At 43.9% G+C, this 20,106-nt stretch carries 17 protein-coding genes; 3 read left to right on the top strand and 14 right to left on the bottom strand.

Annotation, left to right across the window (positions count from 1 at the left end; all coding sequences use genetic code 11):
• Positions 1-8: 8 nt before the first annotated feature.
• The 4 genes from AC1ECB_RS23760 to selA form a co-directional block, all read right to left on the bottom strand.
• Positions 9-1,646 (bottom strand): glutamate synthase-related protein, encoded by a 1,638-nt coding sequence (locus AC1ECB_RS23760; protein WP_485666111.1) that lies wholly within the window; start codon positions 1,644-1,646, stop codon positions 9-11.
• On the bottom strand, positions 1,634-2,740 hold the full coding sequence (locus AC1ECB_RS23765; RefSeq protein WP_485666112.1) for a class II glutamine amidotransferase domain-containing protein: 1,107 nt from the start codon (positions 2,738-2,740) through the stop codon (positions 1,634-1,636). Before AC1ECB_RS23765 ends, AC1ECB_RS23760 begins: the two co-directional genes overlap by 13 nt.
• 485 nt (positions 2,741-3,225) lie before the next feature.
• On the bottom strand, positions 3,226-5,106 hold the full coding sequence (gene selB, locus AC1ECB_RS23770; RefSeq protein WP_485666113.1) for a selenocysteine-specific translation elongation factor: 1,881 nt from the start codon (positions 5,104-5,106) through the stop codon (positions 3,226-3,228).
• A 33-nt stretch (positions 5,107-5,139) separates the two neighbouring features.
• The gene (gene selA / locus AC1ECB_RS23775; RefSeq protein ID WP_485666114.1) at positions 5,140-6,519 is read right to left on the bottom strand and encodes an L-seryl-tRNA(Sec) selenium transferase; all 1,380 of its coding nucleotides are present in this window, start codon (positions 6,517-6,519) and stop codon (positions 5,140-5,142) included.
• A gap of 169 nt (positions 6,520-6,688) precedes the next feature.
• Between selA and yyaC the strand changes: the two genes are divergently transcribed.
• Entirely contained in the window at positions 6,689-7,315 is a 627-nt protein-coding gene (gene yyaC, locus AC1ECB_RS23780; RefSeq protein ID WP_485666115.1) for a spore protease YyaC, read from the top strand.
• A gap of 77 nt (positions 7,316-7,392) precedes the next feature.
• On the opposite strand, the gene AC1ECB_RS23785 is transcribed toward yyaC, so the two are convergent.
• The 9 genes from AC1ECB_RS23785 to AC1ECB_RS23825 all read right to left on the bottom strand — a co-directional run bounded on the left by AC1ECB_RS23785 (position 7,393) and on the right by AC1ECB_RS23825 (position 15,603).
• Positions 7,393-7,770, bottom strand: coding sequence for a bactofilin family protein (locus AC1ECB_RS23785; protein ID WP_485666116.1), 378 nt, complete (start codon positions 7,768-7,770; stop codon positions 7,393-7,395).
• A gap of 13 nt (positions 7,771-7,783) precedes the next feature.
• Entirely contained in the window at positions 7,784-8,707 is a 924-nt protein-coding gene (locus AC1ECB_RS23790; protein WP_485666117.1) for a peptidoglycan DD-metalloendopeptidase family protein, read from the bottom strand.
• A gap of 81 nt (positions 8,708-8,788) precedes the next feature.
• Positions 8,789-9,301: a DUF4446 family protein gene (locus tag AC1ECB_RS23795; protein WP_485666118.1), complete on the bottom strand. Its 513-nt coding sequence runs from the start codon at positions 9,299-9,301 to the stop codon at positions 8,789-8,791.
• A 75-nt stretch (positions 9,302-9,376) separates the two neighbouring features.
• Positions 9,377-10,069, bottom strand: a complete 693-nt coding sequence (locus AC1ECB_RS23800) for a DUF554 domain-containing protein (protein ID WP_485666119.1) — start codon at positions 10,067-10,069, stop codon at positions 9,377-9,379.
• A 3-nt stretch (positions 10,070-10,072) separates the two neighbouring features.
• Positions 10,073-11,218: an aminotransferase class V-fold PLP-dependent enzyme gene (locus AC1ECB_RS23805; RefSeq protein ID WP_485666120.1), complete on the bottom strand. Its 1,146-nt coding sequence runs from the start codon at positions 11,216-11,218 to the stop codon at positions 10,073-10,075.
• Between the two features lie 14 nt (positions 11,219-11,232).
• Positions 11,233-12,456 carry a [FeFe] hydrogenase H-cluster maturation GTPase HydF gene (gene hydF / locus AC1ECB_RS23810; RefSeq protein ID WP_485666121.1) on the bottom strand — a complete coding sequence of 408 codons (1,224 nt, stop codon included), beginning with the start codon at positions 12,454-12,456 and terminating at the stop codon, positions 11,233-11,235.
• A gap of 14 nt (positions 12,457-12,470) precedes the next feature.
• Positions 12,471-13,868, bottom strand: a complete 1,398-nt coding sequence (locus AC1ECB_RS23815) for an aspartate ammonia-lyase (RefSeq protein ID WP_485666122.1) — start codon at positions 13,866-13,868, stop codon at positions 12,471-12,473.
• A gap of 63 nt (positions 13,869-13,931) precedes the next feature.
• Positions 13,932-14,849: a ParB/RepB/Spo0J family partition protein gene (locus tag AC1ECB_RS23820; protein ID WP_485666123.1), complete on the bottom strand. Its 918-nt coding sequence runs from the start codon at positions 14,847-14,849 to the stop codon at positions 13,932-13,934.
• Positions 14,842-15,603, bottom strand: a complete 762-nt coding sequence (locus AC1ECB_RS23825; protein ID WP_021168299.1) for a ParA family protein — start codon at positions 15,601-15,603, stop codon at positions 14,842-14,844. Before AC1ECB_RS23825 ends, AC1ECB_RS23820 begins: the two co-directional genes overlap by 8 nt.
• A gap of 287 nt (positions 15,604-15,890) precedes the next feature.
• Between AC1ECB_RS23825 and AC1ECB_RS23830 the strand changes: the two genes are divergently transcribed.
• Together AC1ECB_RS23830 and AC1ECB_RS23835 are read left to right on the top strand one after the other, a co-directional pair.
• A complete protein-coding gene (locus tag AC1ECB_RS23830; RefSeq protein WP_485666124.1) occupies positions 15,891-16,577 on the top strand; it encodes a methionine synthase in 687 nt (228 codons plus the stop codon).
• On the top strand, positions 16,578-18,950 hold the full coding sequence (locus AC1ECB_RS23835) for a homocysteine S-methyltransferase family protein (RefSeq protein ID WP_485666125.1): 2,373 nt from the start codon (positions 16,578-16,580) through the stop codon (positions 18,948-18,950). It abuts the gene before it with no gap.
• 205 nt (positions 18,951-19,155) lie between these two features.
• On the opposite strand, the gene noc is transcribed toward AC1ECB_RS23835, so the two are convergent.
• Positions 19,156-20,094 (bottom strand): nucleoid occlusion protein, encoded by a 939-nt coding sequence (gene noc, locus AC1ECB_RS23840; RefSeq protein WP_485666126.1) that lies wholly within the window; start codon positions 20,092-20,094, stop codon positions 19,156-19,158.
• Between the last annotated feature and the right edge of the window lie 12 nt (positions 20,095-20,106).

Below are 20,106 nucleotides of genomic sequence, written 5' to 3' on the forward strand. Positions count from 1 at the left end.
AGTTCCCCCTAGCATACATATTGAATGCCTAATTTATCGGCAATGGCTCTATCCGTAGTTACCAACGCGTCAGAACGGCCAACCGGTAATGAGCTGTTACCAACCGGTGCCATCATTTTTTTGAGTTCGCTATTCAAGGCTAACATATATTCAACAATATTCTGGGCCGCTTTATCAATATCAAGCCGCTTAACCAGCCGCGGGTTTTGTGTACAGATCCCCGCCGGGCAGTTGCCGGTATTGCAAGCATTACAACGTCCATGTTCATTACCGACACAGCCGCATAATTGAATTAGCAGTTTACCTAAAAATACGCCGTTAGCACCTAAACAAATGAGCTTGAAGGCATCGGCAGCTGCATTGCCGGTTAAACCAACACCACCGCCGGCCCATAGAGGTATCTGACCCTGCCGTCCCTGTTTAACAGCAGCCAGGTAACACTCCCGAATTTTGGCTACAATCGGGTGACCAGTATGATCCAATGAAACTTCATTGGCTGCGCCGGTACCGCCCTGAATACCATCAATAAAAAATCCGCCACAGATTTTGTATGGATCACGTATAAGGTTATTGTATACCGAAACCGAAGTTGCCGAAGCCGCACATTTAATGGCAACAGGCACCCGGAATTTGAAAGCTGCGTTCATTGACATAAACATCTTTTGTACCGACTCTTCAATAGAGTACAAACCCTGATGATTAGGCGGTGATAAAAGGTCGGCCTTAGGTACACCCCGGATGGCCTGAACAGGTTTAGATACTTTTGCCGCCGGCAGGAGACCACCATCGCCGGGCTTAGCTCCTTGCCCGATTTTAATCAGAATACCGGCCGGGTCTACTTTCATGTGAGGCATGGCCTGAATAATCCGGTTCCAGCCAAAGTGCCCTGAGGCAATCTGCAGAATCATATATTTTAGATGTTCTGACTGCATTAACTTAATCGGCATACCACCTTCGCCAGAACACATTCTCACAGGCATATTATGTTTTTCATTCAGGTAAGCTGTCGCCAAAGCAACCGCTTCCCAAGCTCTGGTTGATAGCGCCCCGATGGACATATCACTAAAGATTACCGGATAAATCCAGTTTACCGGCGGTGTTTTCCCTGACAACTTAAGTTCCTGCCCATCAGAGGTAAGCGGCAACTCATTCGGCAAAAGTACCCGCCCAAAGGGTGCTAAAATATCAAAGGTATGCCGTTCTGAATCTAATGCAGGGTCAGTCATCTGCGAAATGCGCCCAACAACAATTTTATCCAATGTCCGCTCGCTACCAAAGATATTATTACGGCCACCACGCTTAACTGGTGCACCACCACTGCGATTCAGATAATTAATCCGCGAGTCAAGGTTGCGCACAGGCTTAATGGCATTATTGGGACAGACCTTCTCACACATACCGCAGCCAACACAGGCGTTAGCTACTACTGCTCTCTGTCTAATAACAGGCACTGCCATATGACGTTGACTGGGTTCAGGCTGGTGCCCTGTGGAAACGGTAACTGACCGGCGCTCCATGGCAGCTTCAATAGCATTAAAGCTGCAAGCAGCCACACAACTGCCACACATGGTACAGCGTTCGTGCGTATATTGTATTTTCCACGGCAAATCATTAACGCTAACATCTTGTACGTTTATTGCTTCCATCGTTCTACCTCCAACTCTGGAGTAATAACCACAACTTCACGTTCGTTTGGATAAATATCAAGCTCCTGATTGCGATTGGGTAATATCTGATTAAGACCGCAAACCTCAGATGAGATGGCAATAGTAGTACCATCTCCACCTACAACGACAGGTCGCAACTTTTTGGAATCACAGCAAGTCATCATGCGACCATTTGGCAGCATTGCAATGATAGTGTTTGGCCCGTTTATCTCTAAATGCCCCATTGATTGCCGAATAGCTATCAATTCGCGCTGGTCGGCGCGTTGAACAATCTCGTCAAACGGCAATGGAGTAATAACATGCTTGTAATATTTTATCGGCCACTTGAGCACATTAAGAACATAGTGTAATGTATAAAGAAAGTTTTGGGAATCAGATTCAAAGCCAATATAACCGCGATGCAGCGATTTTTGATATTCTTTGTTTTTAGTATAGAAAGTGTTTTCCCCATTAGCACATAGCGTATAGCCTTGCAAGAAGAAGGGATGGGCGGCATAGCGTACAATATCATAGTTAGTATTTTGCCGACACTGGACAACAACGTTTTTTGCCATCAAGTCACCATTATTATCCCAAAGCTTAAAATAGACGGCAATATCGCGAGGATCGCCAATCTCTTTCAAGGTTAATATATCCGGCCAAAATGAATATACATAACCTTGGTCTTCGGCCTCTAATAGCGTCCTGAGCGCTAAACGGGTATCTAATAATAGTTCCTCTTTGGCCTCCTGCGTAGCTGTACGATAATACTCCGGATAATCGTAGGCCCGGAAAATATAATAGGGCATGGCCTTAATATCAAGACCTGGTTGGCGAACACCCCGTGGAATCCACTCGTGAACAGGGACAAAGTTATTAGTTTCCATGAAATGCTCTACCATGGTTGCACCTTTTTGTGTACAGGCTAATGACAATAACGGCTTATCCTTGCAATTGGAAAAAACCCCCTCCAAATCTTGCATAACCATGGCAAATCCTGAGTTGTCATGTCCCTCTTGCTGGGGCAACATTAAATGCAACGCCAGTGACGGATGAAATGCTATTTTGCTCTTTATAGCTCCAATTCTACACATCCTACTCTCCCATCCTCTCCAATAATTGCTCAGAACTACTTTCTAAGTAAAGAAAACACGGCTTGCGTCGAACCTTAGGCGAATGCACAAGCCGCTGTTTCCCTTATCCTGTTTTTAGTAAAGTTACGCTTTTTGTTGAGATAAGATAAGCCTTGGCTTGTACCAAGTCCTTCCTTTAGGACGCCGGCAGAAGCCTTAATCGTTCTATCCAGTGAAAGTTACCTTTCCATCCGGATAAAAAAAGACCTGGCGAAGAACCCCTATCATTGGGACCTTCCGCCGGGTCTTTTATACCCACGGTGTAGTGCTGTGCCACGCTGCACTTGTGTCGCTTGGTCCAGCCGCATTGCTGCGCGGAACCCTAGACACGCTCCCTCAAAAGAACATTTATACTTTATAAAAACACACTAATGTACACATGCTGCTTTTGAATCTAATTATAAAAACTTATTACCACATTGTCAATATGCATAATTAAAGTAAGTTTATTCTGACAAATTCAGTATTTTGCTGCTTGGGCGGCGCAAATCGCCTTCCCTATATGTATATTTATGCATATCCATATATTCCATTATCGGTAGGGCCATTTTGCGTGAAGTATTCAATAAATCTCGCAACTCTGCCACTGTTAATGTCTGTTTTTCTTGGAAGTGCTTATGAATAACTTGAACAATGTATTGCATTGTTTTGCTGTATACAAAATTATCACCGACCTTAATCAACGTACCAGCCCGGACTAGTAAATCATGAGTTGACCTCGCCTTTTCAGGTGTCAACGCCATTTTTTGCGCCAATAACACCATATTTATACTTGTTAAACCAATATCACTAAGAGCACTCTCGGCTTTAGCCAATAGTTCTTGTCTCCAATCCCCATGCTGAGCTGCATGAACTTTTAGTGCAAGATCACCGTCATTACTGACAAGAACCCCTTTTTCCAACCACTGCGCCAGAAAAATTTCAAAACTTTTTTCATTGATACCCAATTTTTGTCGAACGATGTCTTTTGCCAAACCGCTCCTGTCAGGTTGTACTTTATGAAAACTGCCAATAATTGTTGTCACCATATTAGTCAGCCAATCAAGCATCTCAGCGGCAATATAGGTTTTATCCAGACAATACACTCGCTTAGCTACTATCAATTTGTCAACAGCCTGATCTACTGCTTTATCTGGCAAATAACCACTCTGCCGCCTAATATCTTCTCTAGTTAGTACCTGTCGGCTTTCCGCCAGACGATAATATAGTGCATTTAACTCATCATCCTGGCCCTTAGCCTCGGCAAGTGCCGCCCGCACGGCAGTCAAGCGTCTGCTATTGCGCCCCGGAGCTACCAAGGTTACGCCGCCAAGTAAATGCTGCGGCGAGTACAGTCTGATTATTCCCCGGTCTCCGGCTCCAGCTGCCAGCGGCTGTTCCAGTATTAGCCGCATATAATGATAATCTATATCCTTAAATGAATAGATACGACCTAAAAATTCACCAGTTCCTAAATGCAGGCGAATACGCAGGCCGCTCTCTACTGGTTGCTGCCACTCAGCTACGATGTCCCATATCGTACTTACTTCGCCCCGTTCAACTGAACTAATCGCCATACCACGCACTACTTGTTCAATCTCAACCCCGGCTAAATTGATGGCGGCCCGCTGTCCTGCTGAAATTTTTTCCACTTTCTCACCATGCCACTCTAAGCCACGCACCCTGACAATAGCATCTGACGGATATAGCTGGAAACTGTCGCCAACTTTGGCGCGACCACTTAGTACTGAACCGGTGACGACTACCCCATAGCCTTTAATGGAAAATACCCTGTCAATCCAAAGTCTAAACGGCGCATTACTATCCCGGACTGGCACCTTGTCAGCCAGGGATAGTAATGTAGTTTTTAGCTCAACAATTCCTGCCCCTGTCACAGCTGATACTTTACAACAAGGCGCATCATTTAAAAAGGTATCGTCTACATATTCGCGTATTTCACTCTCTATTAGTTCCAGCCATTCTTCATCTACTTTGTCAATTTTATTTATTACGATCAAACCATTCTTGATTCCATATAGCTGGAGCATAGCTAAATGCTCTTTGGTCTGCGGCATAATTCCTTCATCAGCAGCAACCACCAGCATAGCCAAATCAATGCCGCCGGTTCCGGCCAGCATGTTTTTTAAAAATCGTTCATGACCAGGTACGTCAACAACCCCGGCAATAATCTTATCTCCCAAAGGCAGTGAGGCAAACCCCAAATCAATGGATATTCCCCGTAATTTTTCCTCTTTTAGACGGTCAGTGTCAATACCAGTCAAAGCTTTAATGATAGCTGACTTGCCATGATCAACATGCCCGGCTGTACCAATTATAACATGTTTCATTAGAATATCCTCCGTATAGTACAATACATTAATTTAGAAAATCCTACTAAGCGCAGATGCAATGTCCGCTAAATCTTGTTCAAGCAAGCAACGTACGTCAAAGATCACCTTGCCTTCCTGGATACGGGCCACGATGGGTATCGCTTGTTGCCTTAAACAATTTTCCAAATGGGTGGCACTCACATCTTGCCTATAGACATTCACTCCATAACCAGTCAATACCGCAGCAGGCAGTGCCCCGCCGCCTGCGGGCGAGTTGATTGGTATCACCTCAGCTATAACCCCTGTATTTTGCTCCAGTATTAGTTCTTTAAGATAGTTGGCGCGTTCCTTTAGTATGGAATTGTCGCTATGTAACATGGCCAGTACCGGTATATCCTGGGTGGGCTTACCCACTATATATTCCATAAGGGTTCCTTCCAACGCAGCCAGTGACAGTTTATCAATACGAATAGCCCGCAGCAATGGATGTTTTTTCAGTGGGCCAATATACTTTCTTTTCCCGGCGATTATGCCAGCCTGACTGGCTCCTAAAAGCTTATCGCCACTAAAGGTAACTATATCAAACCCCATTTGCAACCGCTGTGCTGCAGTCGGTTCACTTTGTCCACCTGCAGTTAATGGTAATATTGTTCCACTACCCAGATCTTCAATTACCGGCAAACTATTTTTATGCGCCAATGCGGCCAACTCCACTCCGCTGGGCTGTGAAGCAAAACCTATAATGCAATAGTTACTGGTATGCACTTTTAAAATGGCTGCTGTATTGGGTCTAATTGCCTGTTCATAATCAAATAGATGTGTTTTGTTAGTTGAACCTACCTCCACTAGCGTAGCACCACTTTGCCTAAGCACATCAGGAATGCGGAAAGAGCCGCCAATTTCCACAAGCTCCCCTCGACTGACAATAACCTCCCGACCGTTAGCCAAAGCCGATAATACTAATAGCACAGCGGCGGCATTATTATTTACTACCAGCGCCTCTTCTGCCCCCGTCAATCGGCAAATTTGTTCCTCCACATGGGTATACCTGCTTCCTCTCTCCCCTAATGCCACATTATATTCGAGAGTGCTGTACCCCTCCATAATTCCGGTCACACATTTCCTGGCCCGCTGACTTAATGGCGCCCGTCCCAAATTTGTATGTAACACTACGCCTGTAGCGTTAATTACTCGCCGCAAACTGGGTTGATTATGTTTTTTTAATAAAATTTTGGCCTGACTTATGAGCGCTGCTTGGCTAGCACCACTATCATCCCCTTTTCGCAATGCATCCCGTACACTAGTAACAGCCTGCCGCAGACAATTGATTACCAGTTCACGGGGATATTGCTTTATCTCTAGGTCAGTTGCGACAGCAGACAAAAGACTGTCTATGGCCGGCAGTGACCTTAGTTTGTCATTAATTCCCATACTACTAACAACCCTCCCTACTTTTTATTTGACACACTATCGATTAAGTAAATTAAATATTTCACTTTATTATTCCTGTTAGTTGCTAAAAAATCCTGCTGTCATGTATAGACTGGTCCATTTTTACACATAATGGTAACACAAATTATGTAACAGGAGCTTACCTACTATGTTAAATAACATTTTTAACTTTCCCGGAATTAATAAACTATCGCCGCCAAAATATCAACCTCTCCCTGAACCGGCACGAGAACTGAAATTTAATGTCAGTCATCCCAATGTCATTTATGACTTAGCCGTCTCTATCCGCAATATAGTTCAAACAGCGACAACCGATGGGTATGAGCTTGTTGTCTTATGCATTGGCACTGACCGGTCTACCGGCGATGCCCTTGGACCGCTAACAGGTACTAAATTGAAAATGCTTAACCTATTCCCTCATATTTATGGTACCCTTGACGAACCTGTTCATGCCACCAATCTTGAAACCAGACTAGCCTCAATTAACACGTCATTTTCCCATCCCTTTGTCATTGCCGTTGATGCCTGTCTTGGGAAATTAGAAAATGTTGGTTGCGTCACTTTGGGACATGGGGCGGTTAAACCCGGTGCAGCCGTTAATAAGGACCTACCTGCTGTTGGTAATGCTTATATCACTGGCATTGTCAATGTCGGCGGATTTATGGAACATATGGTATTGCAGAGTACACGTCTAAACTTGGTTATGAAAATGGCAGACACCATTGCGCACAGTATCTCCTTTGGTTTAGGCCGTAATCACAATTCTCGACAATAGTAAAATTGCATGCTCTTATATAATAGAAACCAGGATACCAATCATAGTATCCTGGTTTTTACACTAACTCACCCAATTCAGTTGTTACTCTCATCTATTGTATCCCTGCTCATATGACAGGCACCACGAAATACTGCGCCTTCACCAATGGTTAGTGTGCCAACCTTGATATCACCATACACTTTAGCACTAGATAAAAGTTCTAATTTATCCGAAGCCTCAATATTGCCCTTAACGATCCCGGCAATCAGCGCACTACGAACCTTAACCTGGGATGTTAATTTCCCGCTTTCACCAACTACAAGATCAGCGTCAGTTGTAAGTTCGCCTTCATGCTGTCCATCAATCCGAATAGTCCCCTGGGACGTAATACTGCCTTTAAAAGAAGTTTCCTTCCCAATAATAGTGGCTACTTGATCACCAATGGGGGCGGCTTGTTTCTTGCTGCAAAACATTAGCACTTACCTCCTACAAAAAACTGGATGGATTAACAGCCGTACCGTTAACACGGATTTCATAATGCAAGTGTGGCCCGGTACTATAACCAGTACTTCCCATACGGGCAATTAATTGTCCTTTTTTAACCTGCTGCCCGGGAGTAACAAGATTTTGGGAATTATGACCATAAATAGTTACAATGCCATTACCATGATCGATTTCCACCATATTGCCATAACCTCCATACCAGCTGCTGTTTACAACTGTTCCATCAGCGGCAGCGGTAATCGGTGTACCGATGTCATTCGCAATATCAATTCCAGGGTGCCAATCGCCGCTCCCTGAACCCCAAGGTGAGCTACGCCAGCCAAAACGTGAGGTCACTTCACCATTTGTCGGCCAAATAGAAGGAGTCGCGGCTAGACGTTCCTTTTTTTCGGTTAAAGAACCCTTCAGGTTAATCAAACTGTTTTCTCGTTCATTAGCCACTGCTTGAAGCTCTTTGACTAAATTCTTCAAGTCAGCAGCACTTGGTTGTATACCAGGACCACCTTGGCCATTATAGTTTGTCAGTCTAGGCGGAGCCGAACGGGATGTATCCACAATCTCCTCACTACTCACAATGCGACGAAGGTCGTTATCCAGTTGATTAAGACGATTCATGTCCTGCTGAAGATCTGCTGTAGCTTTCGATAGTTCTTGCAACTCGACCTGCTGTTTGCTGTTGACTACCCGCAGTTGATTCAACTCCTGTTTTTCTTGGACGGATATATTGGCTTGATAACGATAATTTAGCATTGTACCGGAAAGTATTGTTAGACAAATACCCAGTGTCACAGCTGTATATTTGACAAATTTCATCGGTATGCGAATACTGAATACAGATTTGCCATGGTGGGGCACAATCATCAAAGTATATTCGCGTCTGTCAGGCTTTGGCGTGCTTTGTTTCAAATGACCACCTTCTCTTATCTTCTTACGCGTTTATATACGCCGAACTTTGGATATATTCGCCAAAGCCTACAAAATTCCTTCCTATTTATGATTTTTTTCCAAAGATTTATTTAATGCTGCTTTTTCTTCCGCTGTAAGATGATAAGTAGACTGACCATCCAGAATAGGCTTAGCATATACCCTGGATTCGTTCCGCCCATAAATGCTTGATAATACAACGCCATTCTTATTTTGGTCAAGCAATGCCAAGGCAAAACTAAGATCACTACCAGTATCTTCAAACGCGTTAAATCGAACTATTCCCAGGTTTTGAATTGACGTTGTGGTAACAACATCCAGTCGGCGACATTTTTCGTCCAAATTTTTAACCTTAGTTACAGCTTGACGAACCTCTTCGATATGTCCTAATAGCAGATTTTCGATATTTGTGTTTTCCATTCCTAACATCATTTTACGGTAGCGTTTATTAAGCCTGCTCATTTTAATACTAACACTAATAAATATAATTAATGCTAAAAAAATCAGTATTGTCAAAACCGCTAATATATATGGCAAATTAACAGTAATATATAATGTATACTGTGACAAGTCCATGTCTGTCCTTATACCACCCTTCATTTTTCACTTATTACTATCTAAATATAATGCCGTCACTTTCTTATGCCTAGACTATATTGGCCAATAATACGCAATTACAGCAGCTGCTGGTATTGCTGGCAATAAATTTGCCAGTTTAATATTCTTTATTTCCAGCATTAGTATGCTCACTCCGACAATAAGAATCCCACCAGTTGCCGTTAGCTCTGTGACTACCTGCTCAGACAACACAGCACTAAAAAATCCAGCAAGCTGCGTAATTAGTCCTTGATAGACCAATACACTTACACTGGAAAAAGCAACTCCAATTCCCATGCTTGAAGTAAAAACTACTGAAATAATGCCATCTAACAAGGATTTAGCATACAAGATACTAGTATCTCCTGTCAAGCCGTCTTGAATTGAGCCAACAACAGCCATAGCCCCAATGCAGTACACTAGGCTAGCAGTAACAAAACCACGCCCTATATTACTTTTCCCAGCCTCATCTGGGCCGCTTAGCTTCTCAGACAGCCATTCACCAATTTTGTTTAGTCCGCCGTCAATATTGAGCGCTTCGCCAATAATGGCACCGACAGCTATTCCCAAAATAACAATAAGCACATTTTGTGTCTTTAATGCCATTTGCAAGCCAATAACCCCTACAGCCAAGGACATGCCGTGGATAAGCGTATTTTGGTATTTTTCAGGAATCCCCTGTTTAAGGGCTAAACCTACTCCAGACCCTATAATAACTGCGGCTGCGTTCACTAGCGTTCCCTTCATTTCTTATCCTCCCCGAGCAACAAGTTCCCTGACAGCAACAAGCGTCTGTCCAATTTCTTCTTCAGTATTGAAATAACCAGGACTAAGCCTTACCGTCCCTGTCTTTATTGTTCCAATTGTTTGATGAGCCCATGGAGCACAATGCAGCCCTGAACGACAGGCAATATTATAGTTCTTGTCAAGAAGATGCGCAATCTGACCACTATCTCTTCCAGCTATGGTAAAAGACACGACAGAGGTACGACCATGAGCAGTCTGCAGCCCGTATACTGTTGCCCCCGGAATCTGTCTCAACCCTTCCAACAATAAGTTTGTTAATTTCATTTCTTTGGCTTGAATTTTACTGCGCCCAGTAGCCAAAATAAAATCAACTCCGGCTTTAATACCGGCGATACCAGGAGTATTAGGCGTCCCACTCTCCAATCTATCAGGCATAAATTCCGGTTGTATATCTGATTCAGACATACTACCTGTACCGCCTACCCGTAGCGGCCTTATGCTAATTGTCTCCTGTACATAAAGGCCGCCTGTACCTTGTGGTCCCAGGAGGCCTTTATGACCGCTAAAGGCCAGGATATTGATACCCATAGCCGCCACATCAATTTCTTCTACGCCTGCTGTCTGAGCCGCGTCAACCAATAAGATTACACCTAGTTTTTTTGTTAGTTTACCAACCTCTGCTACCGGCATAATTGTTCCTGTTACATTAGAAGCATGGGTCATAATAACGGCTTTGGGCTTCTCTCTAATGGCTGCATTCATCTCTTCCATCGCTAGTTGACCTGTAGAGGTACAAGGTATAACTTTAACAGTTACGCCTTGGGACTGAGCAACCCGCACAGCCCTGGCTACCGCATTATGTTCCATCGCTGTCGTTACAATGGTATCTCCAGGACGCACTATTCCGAATACGGCCATACTGATGGCGTCGGTCGCATTATGAGTAAAAACCAATTGATTGGCATCGGCAATACCAAACAGCTCTGCTAATGCCTCGCGCGTCTCATATACCAGCATACTAGCTGTCCGCGCCATACTATGGCCACCCCTTCCCGGGTTAGCTCCCATGGTACGCAAGCAGGTATCAACTGCCTGATAAACGCACTCTGGCTTGGGCCAAGTCGTAGCCGCATTATCAAGATATATCACAATCAGTTCGCTCCTTATTCTTCAAGAATCATCTGTGCCAGAGGAAAAGGTGCCAGGGCCCGGTACAAAATACCGTGAATTTGGGCAATCAAGAGTCCATAATTGACAATAGGTATCCCCGCTTCTCTAGCCATAGCCAACCGATATAACATCTCCCGCCGGTTAAGCATACAGGCCCCACAATGCACAATCAATTTATATTTTGCCAAATCTACCGGAAAAGTACCGCCTGATACCCATTCGAAGTCAAGTTCGCCGCCTACTGCCTGCCTTAGCCAGCGGGGAATCTTCACTTTACCAATATCATCAGCCTGACGGTGATGTGTGCATCCCTCTGAAATTAGCACCTTATCACCTGGTTGCAGACTTTCAATAGCTTTAGCACCAGCTACTAAAGTTTCTAAATCCCCTTTATGACGTGCCAATAATATAGAAAATGATGTTAACATTACCCCTGGCGGAGTATCTGCTCCTACTTTCATAAATTCCTGCGAGTCGGTAACAACTAAGCGTGGTGGATTTTTTAAATTTTCCAAGGCTTCTTTTAACTCTCGTTCCTTGACAACAACTGCGCATACATCATTATCCAATAGGTCGCGAATAGTTTGAACCTGCGGTAAAATTAGCCGGCCCTTAGGTGCCGCTAAATCAATTGGCACTACTAAAACAACGGTATCTCCTGGTGATACTAAATCACCAATTAACTGAGGTCCTTCCCAATCATCCGGAGCCAACTTAATCATTGTGCGTTTTAATTCTTCAATGCCTTGCCCTGTTTTAGCACTAATAGTAAGCAGTTGCAAATCCAAGGCATCACTACAGGCAGCAACTTTATCAGACGCTACTGTCATAAGATCACTCTTATTGATTACTCCGGCAATAGGCACATTGCGCTTTCTTATTTCTTTAATGAGCTCTGCTTCAAAATTTGTCACACCATCTTCTGGTTCAATAACAATTACAGCTAAATCAGTTTTATTTAGCACCTGCATTGTCCGTTCGACCCTCAATGCACCCAAATCACCGACATCATCAATGCCTGCTGTATCAATAATCATAACAGGCCCTATCGGCAATATCTCCATAGCCTTATATACCGGATCAGTTGTAGTGCCAGGAACATTAGAAACCAATGCAATATCCTGACTCGTTAACGCATTAATCAAACTAGATTTGCCGGCATTTCGCCGCCCAAAAATAGCAATATGCAGCCGTGATCCCTTTGGCGTTTCTTCCATACCTTTCCCTCCTCCTATTTAGGCATTCCGGCAATTCCCGGTCGGGTCATAGCCCGCGGATTCAAAGCAGCGTCAATTTGCTCTTCCGGCAAAACAGACAGTTGCAGTGCCGCCTCCCGTACGGTAATATTTTGCTCCATAGCACTTCGCGCCACCTTTGACGCTAAATCATAACCAATGTGGGGCACTAAAGCGGTAACACTTACTTGACTATGATTTAATAAAGCTATACAACGCTCATTGTCTGCCATTATCCCTTGAATACAAAAATCATTTAGAATTTTGACTGCATTTGTTAAGACAGCTAAACTTTCCAATAAATGATGGGCAATTAGCGGCATAAAAGCATTCAATTCCAGTTGTCCTGATTGTGCAGCCATAGCAATTGCCATATCGGAAGCCATAACATGAAAGGCCACTTGATTAACGGCTTCTGGAATTATTGGATTAACCTTACCAGGCATAATTGAAGACCCCGCCTGGCGCTCAGGCAGTTGTATCTCACCGATACCGGCCCGCGGGCCAGACGACATAAGCCGTAAATCATGAGACATTTTTCCCAAATTTACGGCTAATGCCTTCAGTAACCCAGATACTTCGACAAAGACATCAGCATTTTGAATGACATCAATCATATTTTCCGCTCTGGCTAAGCCGATACCGGCATATTGTCGTACCCGGTCATTAACCATAAATATGTATTTCTTGTCAGCATTCAAACCTGTGCCAATTGCGGTGCCCCCTAATGCAGCCTGCCGCAAGCGTTCTTCAACCTTATACAACCGCCAGCGGTCACGAGCTATAGCTCCTGCATACGCACTAAATTCCTGACCAAGCATAATTGGCACAGCGTCCTGCATTTCTGTCCGTCCAACTTTTATTATTCCAGCGAATTGGGCCTCCTTTTCTTGCAAAGACTCTTGTAAAACTGCACATCCATCACTTAATGGTTTGAGCAGCCAAATAGCGGCAATCCGCAGCGCTGTCGGATAAACATCATTAGTAGACTGGTGCATATTCACATGGTTAAGCGGATGCACCAGACTATATTCACCACGTTGTCCTGACAGCAACTCAATCGCCCGATTTGCCAATACCTCGTTAACATTCATATTAGTAGAGGTTCCTGCTCCTCCTTGCAATGCATCAACAACAAACTGATTCCGCCATTTACCGTCCATTATCTCATCTGCAGCAACCATTATGGCCTGGGCTAGTTCTTTTGGCAAATACCCTAATTCCGCATTGACCTCAGCAGCAGCTTTTTTAATTAGTGCAATTGCCTTAATAAGAACAGCTGACACCCGATAGCCTGAGAGAGGAAAATTTTCCACTGCCCGTAAGGTATGGATACCATAGTATACTTCTAACGGTACTTCTCGCTCACCCAGCAAATCTTTTTCTATCCGCATCTTTCCTCACCTCTGTCACCAAAGAATCCCTGGTCAAATGTTTCACGTGGAACATTTGCAAATTTAGACCACCAGTTGTCCCTGAAACTTAGAAGCAACGTTCTGTTGTTCCTTTGACAACATTTCCATAATCCGTTCTAAATCTTCATTTGAATAGTATTCTATTTCAATCTTACTTTTTAATTTGCCAGGTTTAATTCTAACCTGTGTACCTAATATTAGCTTTAGTCTATCTTCAAATTCATTCATAAAAAATTGGTTGTCTTCCTCTATTATCTCAGGTTTTGCCTCAACCGGCTTGGTTGGACGTTTTGATGACAATCGCCGAACCAATTCTTCCGCATCTCGAGCTGATAAGTCTTCATCAATTATTTGATTAGCTGCACTAATTTGCATTTCAGGAGATTCTAAAACTAGCAATGGTCTTACCTGCCCCATCGTCAATGTTCCACGTGAAACAAAAGCCTGTACTTCAGGTTGAAGATTAAGCAACCGTACAATATTGGCAACCATGGAACGACTACGACCAATTTTTTGAGAAACCTCCTCCTGGGTTAAGCCAAACTCCTCAATCAGCCGCCGAAAAGCTATAGCTTCTTCAATAATATTAAGGTTTTGCCGTTGCAAATTTTCAACTAACGCTATCTCCATCATTTCTGCGTCAGTATATTCACGCACCACAGCCGGGATCTGCTTTAATCCCACTAATTTAGATGCACGCCACCGCCGTTCCCCAGCCACTAATTCGTAACCAGTAAGCGTCTTTCGGACAACCACCGGCTGTATAATTCCATGCTGTTTAATCGATTGAGCTAACTCAGCTAGTGCCTCTTCATCAAAATCACGGCGCGGCTGATGTGGGTTAGGAATAATCTCCTGAATAGCAATTTCATTAATAGGTTCACTACTCTCAATAGCTTGCCCCGCATTTGGCTCACCAAACAAAGCATCCAATCCTCGTCCTAAGCCACGTTTACTCATCACCAATCACCTCACGTGCTAAATCAAAATATACTTCTGTACCCTTAGATTTAGGATCATATTTAATAACAGGCTTCCCATGGCTAGGTGCTTCACTTAACCTAACATTTCTGGGAATAATAGTTTGGTACACTTTATGACGAAAATGATTTTTCACCTCATCCACTACCTGAATGGACAAATTAGTACGAGCATCAAACATGGTTAGCACTACCCCTTCCAGAGTAAGCACCGGGTTAAGATTTCTTTGTACCAAATTAATCGTGCTCATCAACTGTGTCAAACCTTCCAACGCATAAAACTCGCACTGAATAGGCACAAGCACTGAATTTGCGGCTGTTAATGAATTGATAGTAAGTAACCCTAATGACGGCGGACAATCAATAAGAACAAACTCATAACTGAATTTAGCCTTATCCAATGCTCGCTTAAGTTTGCCCTCACGCGACATCATCGATACCAATTCAATTTCTGCCCCAGCTAATTGAATTGTAGCTGGCAAAAGCTTAAGATTTTGAATTTCAGTTTGTACAACAATTGATTCCACCGGAACATCATTAATTAACGCATCATAAACACAATGTTTAATTGTACCTTTATTACAGCCCAAGCCGCTAGTCGAATTACCCTGCGGATCAATATCAATCAGCAATACCTTTTTTCCTAACTCTGCCAAACAAGCCGCAAGGTTGACTGCAGTAGTCGTCTTCCCTACTCCTCCCTTTTGATTGGCAATAGCAATCACTTTAACCAAACTATTTTCACCTCAAAAATATTTTACTTCCATCTTTTCATTCCACATATCTATGTGATTTCCTGCCAAAAAGTACAGAAAAATAGTTATGTTAACATAACTATTAACAATTTACTATATCGTAACTATATACCATGCATTCAACCATTTATATTAGTTGCAAGGTTTTAATACACCACCTAACTGCCTACAAGATTAATTAAATATAAAATATATATCCTTTAACTAATTAGCAAAATATACTATAATGCTAATAATACCTCACTTAATTAAGGAGGTTTCCTATTATGCCTTTTTATTATCCCCGCCTAACCATAGTTGACCTTGATGAAACCAGACGCTATGCTGGTCTAGGCCGTAAAGTAGACTTCTCAGCAACTTTGCTTAGCGAATCATGTGCACAGGCTCAATTACTATCTATCCCCAAAGGAGTTTGGCAGCTATACTCCTATGACCAGGATGCACATACCATTCTAGCCAATGAACCTGTTGTGTTAACCGCTAACAGCATCATTAAGCATCTAACCGGAGCGATCGAAGTAGCCGTAATGGCAGTAACTATTGGTCTACCATTGGAAGAAGAAGTGTCTACTTTGTTTTTGAAAAATCAATATACATCAGGACTGCTATTAGATGCCGCTGGAACAACAGCAGTAGAAATGGCTTGCGCCGCAGTCTGTAACGTAATTGCGCAGCAAGCTGCCCAAGCCGGCTTAGCAGCCGGCAGACGTTTTAGCCCCGGCTATGGTGACTGGCCGATTGAGCTTCAGCCTGAGATATTGGAATTGGCAACAGGAGCCACTATCGGCCTTAGTGTCACCGATACCAAAATGCTCGTGCCACGCAAGTCGGTTACCGCTATTGTTGGTTTATACCCTTACCACCATACATTGAACCTATCTCATCAACAAGAACTGCCTTGTGACAAATGTAATCAAACTGGCTGTCATGCACGAAAGGAGACAAATGAATAAATGATTTATCTATTTGACGGTGCTATGGGCACAATGCTGCACCAGGCCGGCCTGAAGCCAGGCCAATGTCCTGAGTTATGGAATATCGATGAACCTGCCAAAATAACAGCTATTCACCGCCTTTATGTGGCAGCAGGCGCCAATATCATTGAAACAAACACTTTTGGCGCTAACCGTATAAAGCTATCCCATTATGGCTTAGAAGACAAAGTTGCTGCCATAAATATAGCAGCCGTAACCGCTGCCCGCGAAGCCGCCGGTACTCATACGAAAGTAGCCGGATCAGTTGGTCCAACAGGTAAATTTATTGCGCCGCTGGGGGAACTTACCTTTAATGCCGCTTATGAAGCTTTTTATGAACAGATCTCAGCACTTGACCAAGCCGGTATTGACTACATAATTATTGAAACGATTATTGATATCCAAGAAATGCGGGCCGCCCTCCTTGCAGCCAAGGCGGCCACATGTAAACCAGTTATCTGCCAGCTATCCTTTGATGCTGACGGCCGGACTGTCACCGGTACTGATCCCCGCACAGCAGCCATCACCTTGGAAGCCTTGGGAGCCAACGTGATTGGTGCCAACTGCTCATTAGGGCCAGCACAACTCTTGCCAATAATTGAGACACTAGCGCAAAATTGTTCCAGCCCCCTTAGCGTGCAGCCAAATGCCGGAATGCCACAATTGATCAACGGGCAAACCATTTTCCCCATGACAGCAACAGAAATGGCTGGCTGGATTCCAAAACTAGCAGCTGCCGGTGCTACCTATTTTGGTGGCTGTTGCGGCACTACGCCAGACCATATTAAAGCCATTCGCCAAGCAATTGATGCACTACCACAGATAAAAATACAACGAAATTCAACTTTTACCGCTCTAACGAGCCGCACCCGGGCGATAAGTATCGGCGCCCAATTTGCTCCAGTCATTATTGGTGAACGCATCAATCCCACCGGCCGTAAAACATTAGCAGCCGAGATAAAAGCCGGCAATTTTATTACCGTAAAAAAAGAAGCCTTAGCTCAGATAAAAGCCGGAGCCGGTATTTTAGATGTAAATATGGGAGTACCAGGTATTGATCAGGCCACTGCCATGAAACAGGCTATTGAGGACTTATCCACTCTAGTTGATGTACCGCTAGCCATTGATACCACCGACCCAATAACACTTGAGGCTGGTCTAAAAGCCTATCCCGGTCGGGCACTTATTAACTCAGTCACTGCCGAACCCGACCGTTTGGAATCCTTCCTCCCGCTTGCCAAAAAATACGGTGCCGCGGTATTATGTCTGCCGATAACCGACAGCGGGGTACCACTAGCAGCAATAGACCGGGTTGCAGTAGCCAAAAAATTGGTAGCCCTTACTAAGGAATATGGTTTAAACCGTCATGACCTACTGCTGGATGCGCTGGTTATGACAGTAGCAACTGACGCTAAGGCTGCTGCGGAAACTCTGCTAACCCTCAAATTATATCGTGAACAACTCGGATGCCCTGCTGTCATGGGTCTTAGCAATGTCTCTTTTGGTCTGCCGCGACGCGATTTAATGAATGCAGCCTTTTGCGCTATGGCAGTGGATGCCGGCCTTGACGCACCAATCCTAAATCCATTTGATCTATTAATGCAGGATGTTTGGTCAGCCGCAGTTGCATTAAGTGGGCGAAACCCACAAGCCGTTGTTGAATACAGCAAAAAATATGTAGATATGCCGGCCACGACATCAAATATTGCTACTGCTGCTGATATATTATCTCAAATTCGCCAGAGCGTCATTAATGGTGAAACAACCGGAGTTGCACCACTAGTACGCCAGGCACTAACTGAAAACCACACTCCACTGGCTATTACTGACCAGGCATTAACAACTGCCATGAATGAAGTGGGCCAAGCCTTTGGTCAGGGACGTTGTTTCCTGCCCCAGGTGCTGCTATCTGCTGAAACTATGCGTACGGCCTTTAACACAATTAAAGAAATACTACCCGCCCATCAAACCCAAAGCCTCGGCACAATACTTCTCGCTACTGTAAAAGGGGATATTCATGATTTAGGGAAAAATATTGTGGCAGCTCTGATGGAAAACAATGGCTTGACTGTTATTGATCTGGGTAAAGATGTTGCCCCAGAAACCATTGTAGCAGCCGCCCAAAGACACCAACCGCAGCTTATCGGCTTATGTGCACTAATGACTACCACGCTGCCACAAATTGATAATACGATTGCCGCTCTCCACGCAAATGGTTTTACTGGTAAAATCATCGTAGGCGGGGCTGTACTCACTGATAGCTATTCCCGGCAGGCAGGCGCAGACGCCTACGCAGACAATGGCATAACTGCCGTTAATATTGCCAAACACTTGCTTGCCACCGACAAGTGAACTCGTTTCAGCATAGCTGAAACATTGGGGATTCAGGTTGGAGAATCTACTCCACCTAAATTAACGCCGCCTGTAAAGGCGGGAGTCTTGACTCGCGTACTAAGATAAAAAAAGCGTAGCTAACAAACTACATATCTACCAAAAAAGGGCTGTAGGAATCTTATCAATAAGTTTCCCACAGCCCTTTTACCGCAATAGTAACCTATTACTTGCGGCTATTCTTTACCTGGATACTGATATTGACATAGTCGCCCTCAATCTCCTGCTTTACTTTAATATCCATACCACTTTTCTTCATTTGGGATATTACGCTATTAATCGTATTAATAAAAATCCGAACATCTTTAATTATCTTAACTACTGTCTGTTTACGAGCAGGCTGCTTTTCCTGGGAAATATTATTAGAGAAATTCTCAATCAAGTCTTCTGTTTCCCGGACATTCAAACCCTTTTCCTTCACATCAGCAAGAACTTCCATCTGAATTCGGGGATCATCTATTTTTAAAAGCGCACGGGCATGACGCTCTGTCAAGCTCTGGCCAACAAGAACCTTGCGTACTTCCGGTGCTAACTTCAACAGCCGCAATTTATTCGCAATGGTCGATTGATTTTTCCCCACCCGTCGTGCTAACTCTTCCTGGGTAAAGCTAAAGCTGGCAAGCAAGTGTTGATATCCTTCGGCCTCCTCTAAAAAGTGCAGATCTTCCCGCTGTAAATTCTCAATCATGGCCAACTCAGCCATTTCTTTGTCATCTAGCTCTCGCACAATAACAGGAACTTCCGTGAGACCTGCTAAACGAGAAGCCCTCAGGCGACGTTCACCAGCAATTAACTCATAAGCCTCACCTTGCCGACGTACTAGCAGTGGTTGAATTACCCCAAACTCACGAATAGACCCAGCCAACTCTTGTAACGAATCATCATTAAAGGTTTTACGCGGCTGAAACGGGTTCGGTATAATGATTTCAGGCGAAACTCTATGTACTGATTGCAAATCAACAACATTGACTGCTTCTGTTGTATTAGAAGCTGTATTAGATTCATTATTTTGTTCATTCGCAACAACAGAATTACTCTCCGTAATATCCGCGGGAATAGTTGGCGAAGCTTCTCCAATTCCAAACAGCTTAGCCAAATTTCTCATGATTCCACCACC

It is taken from the genome of Sporomusa sp. 246TCP1, from assembly GCF_057319775.1.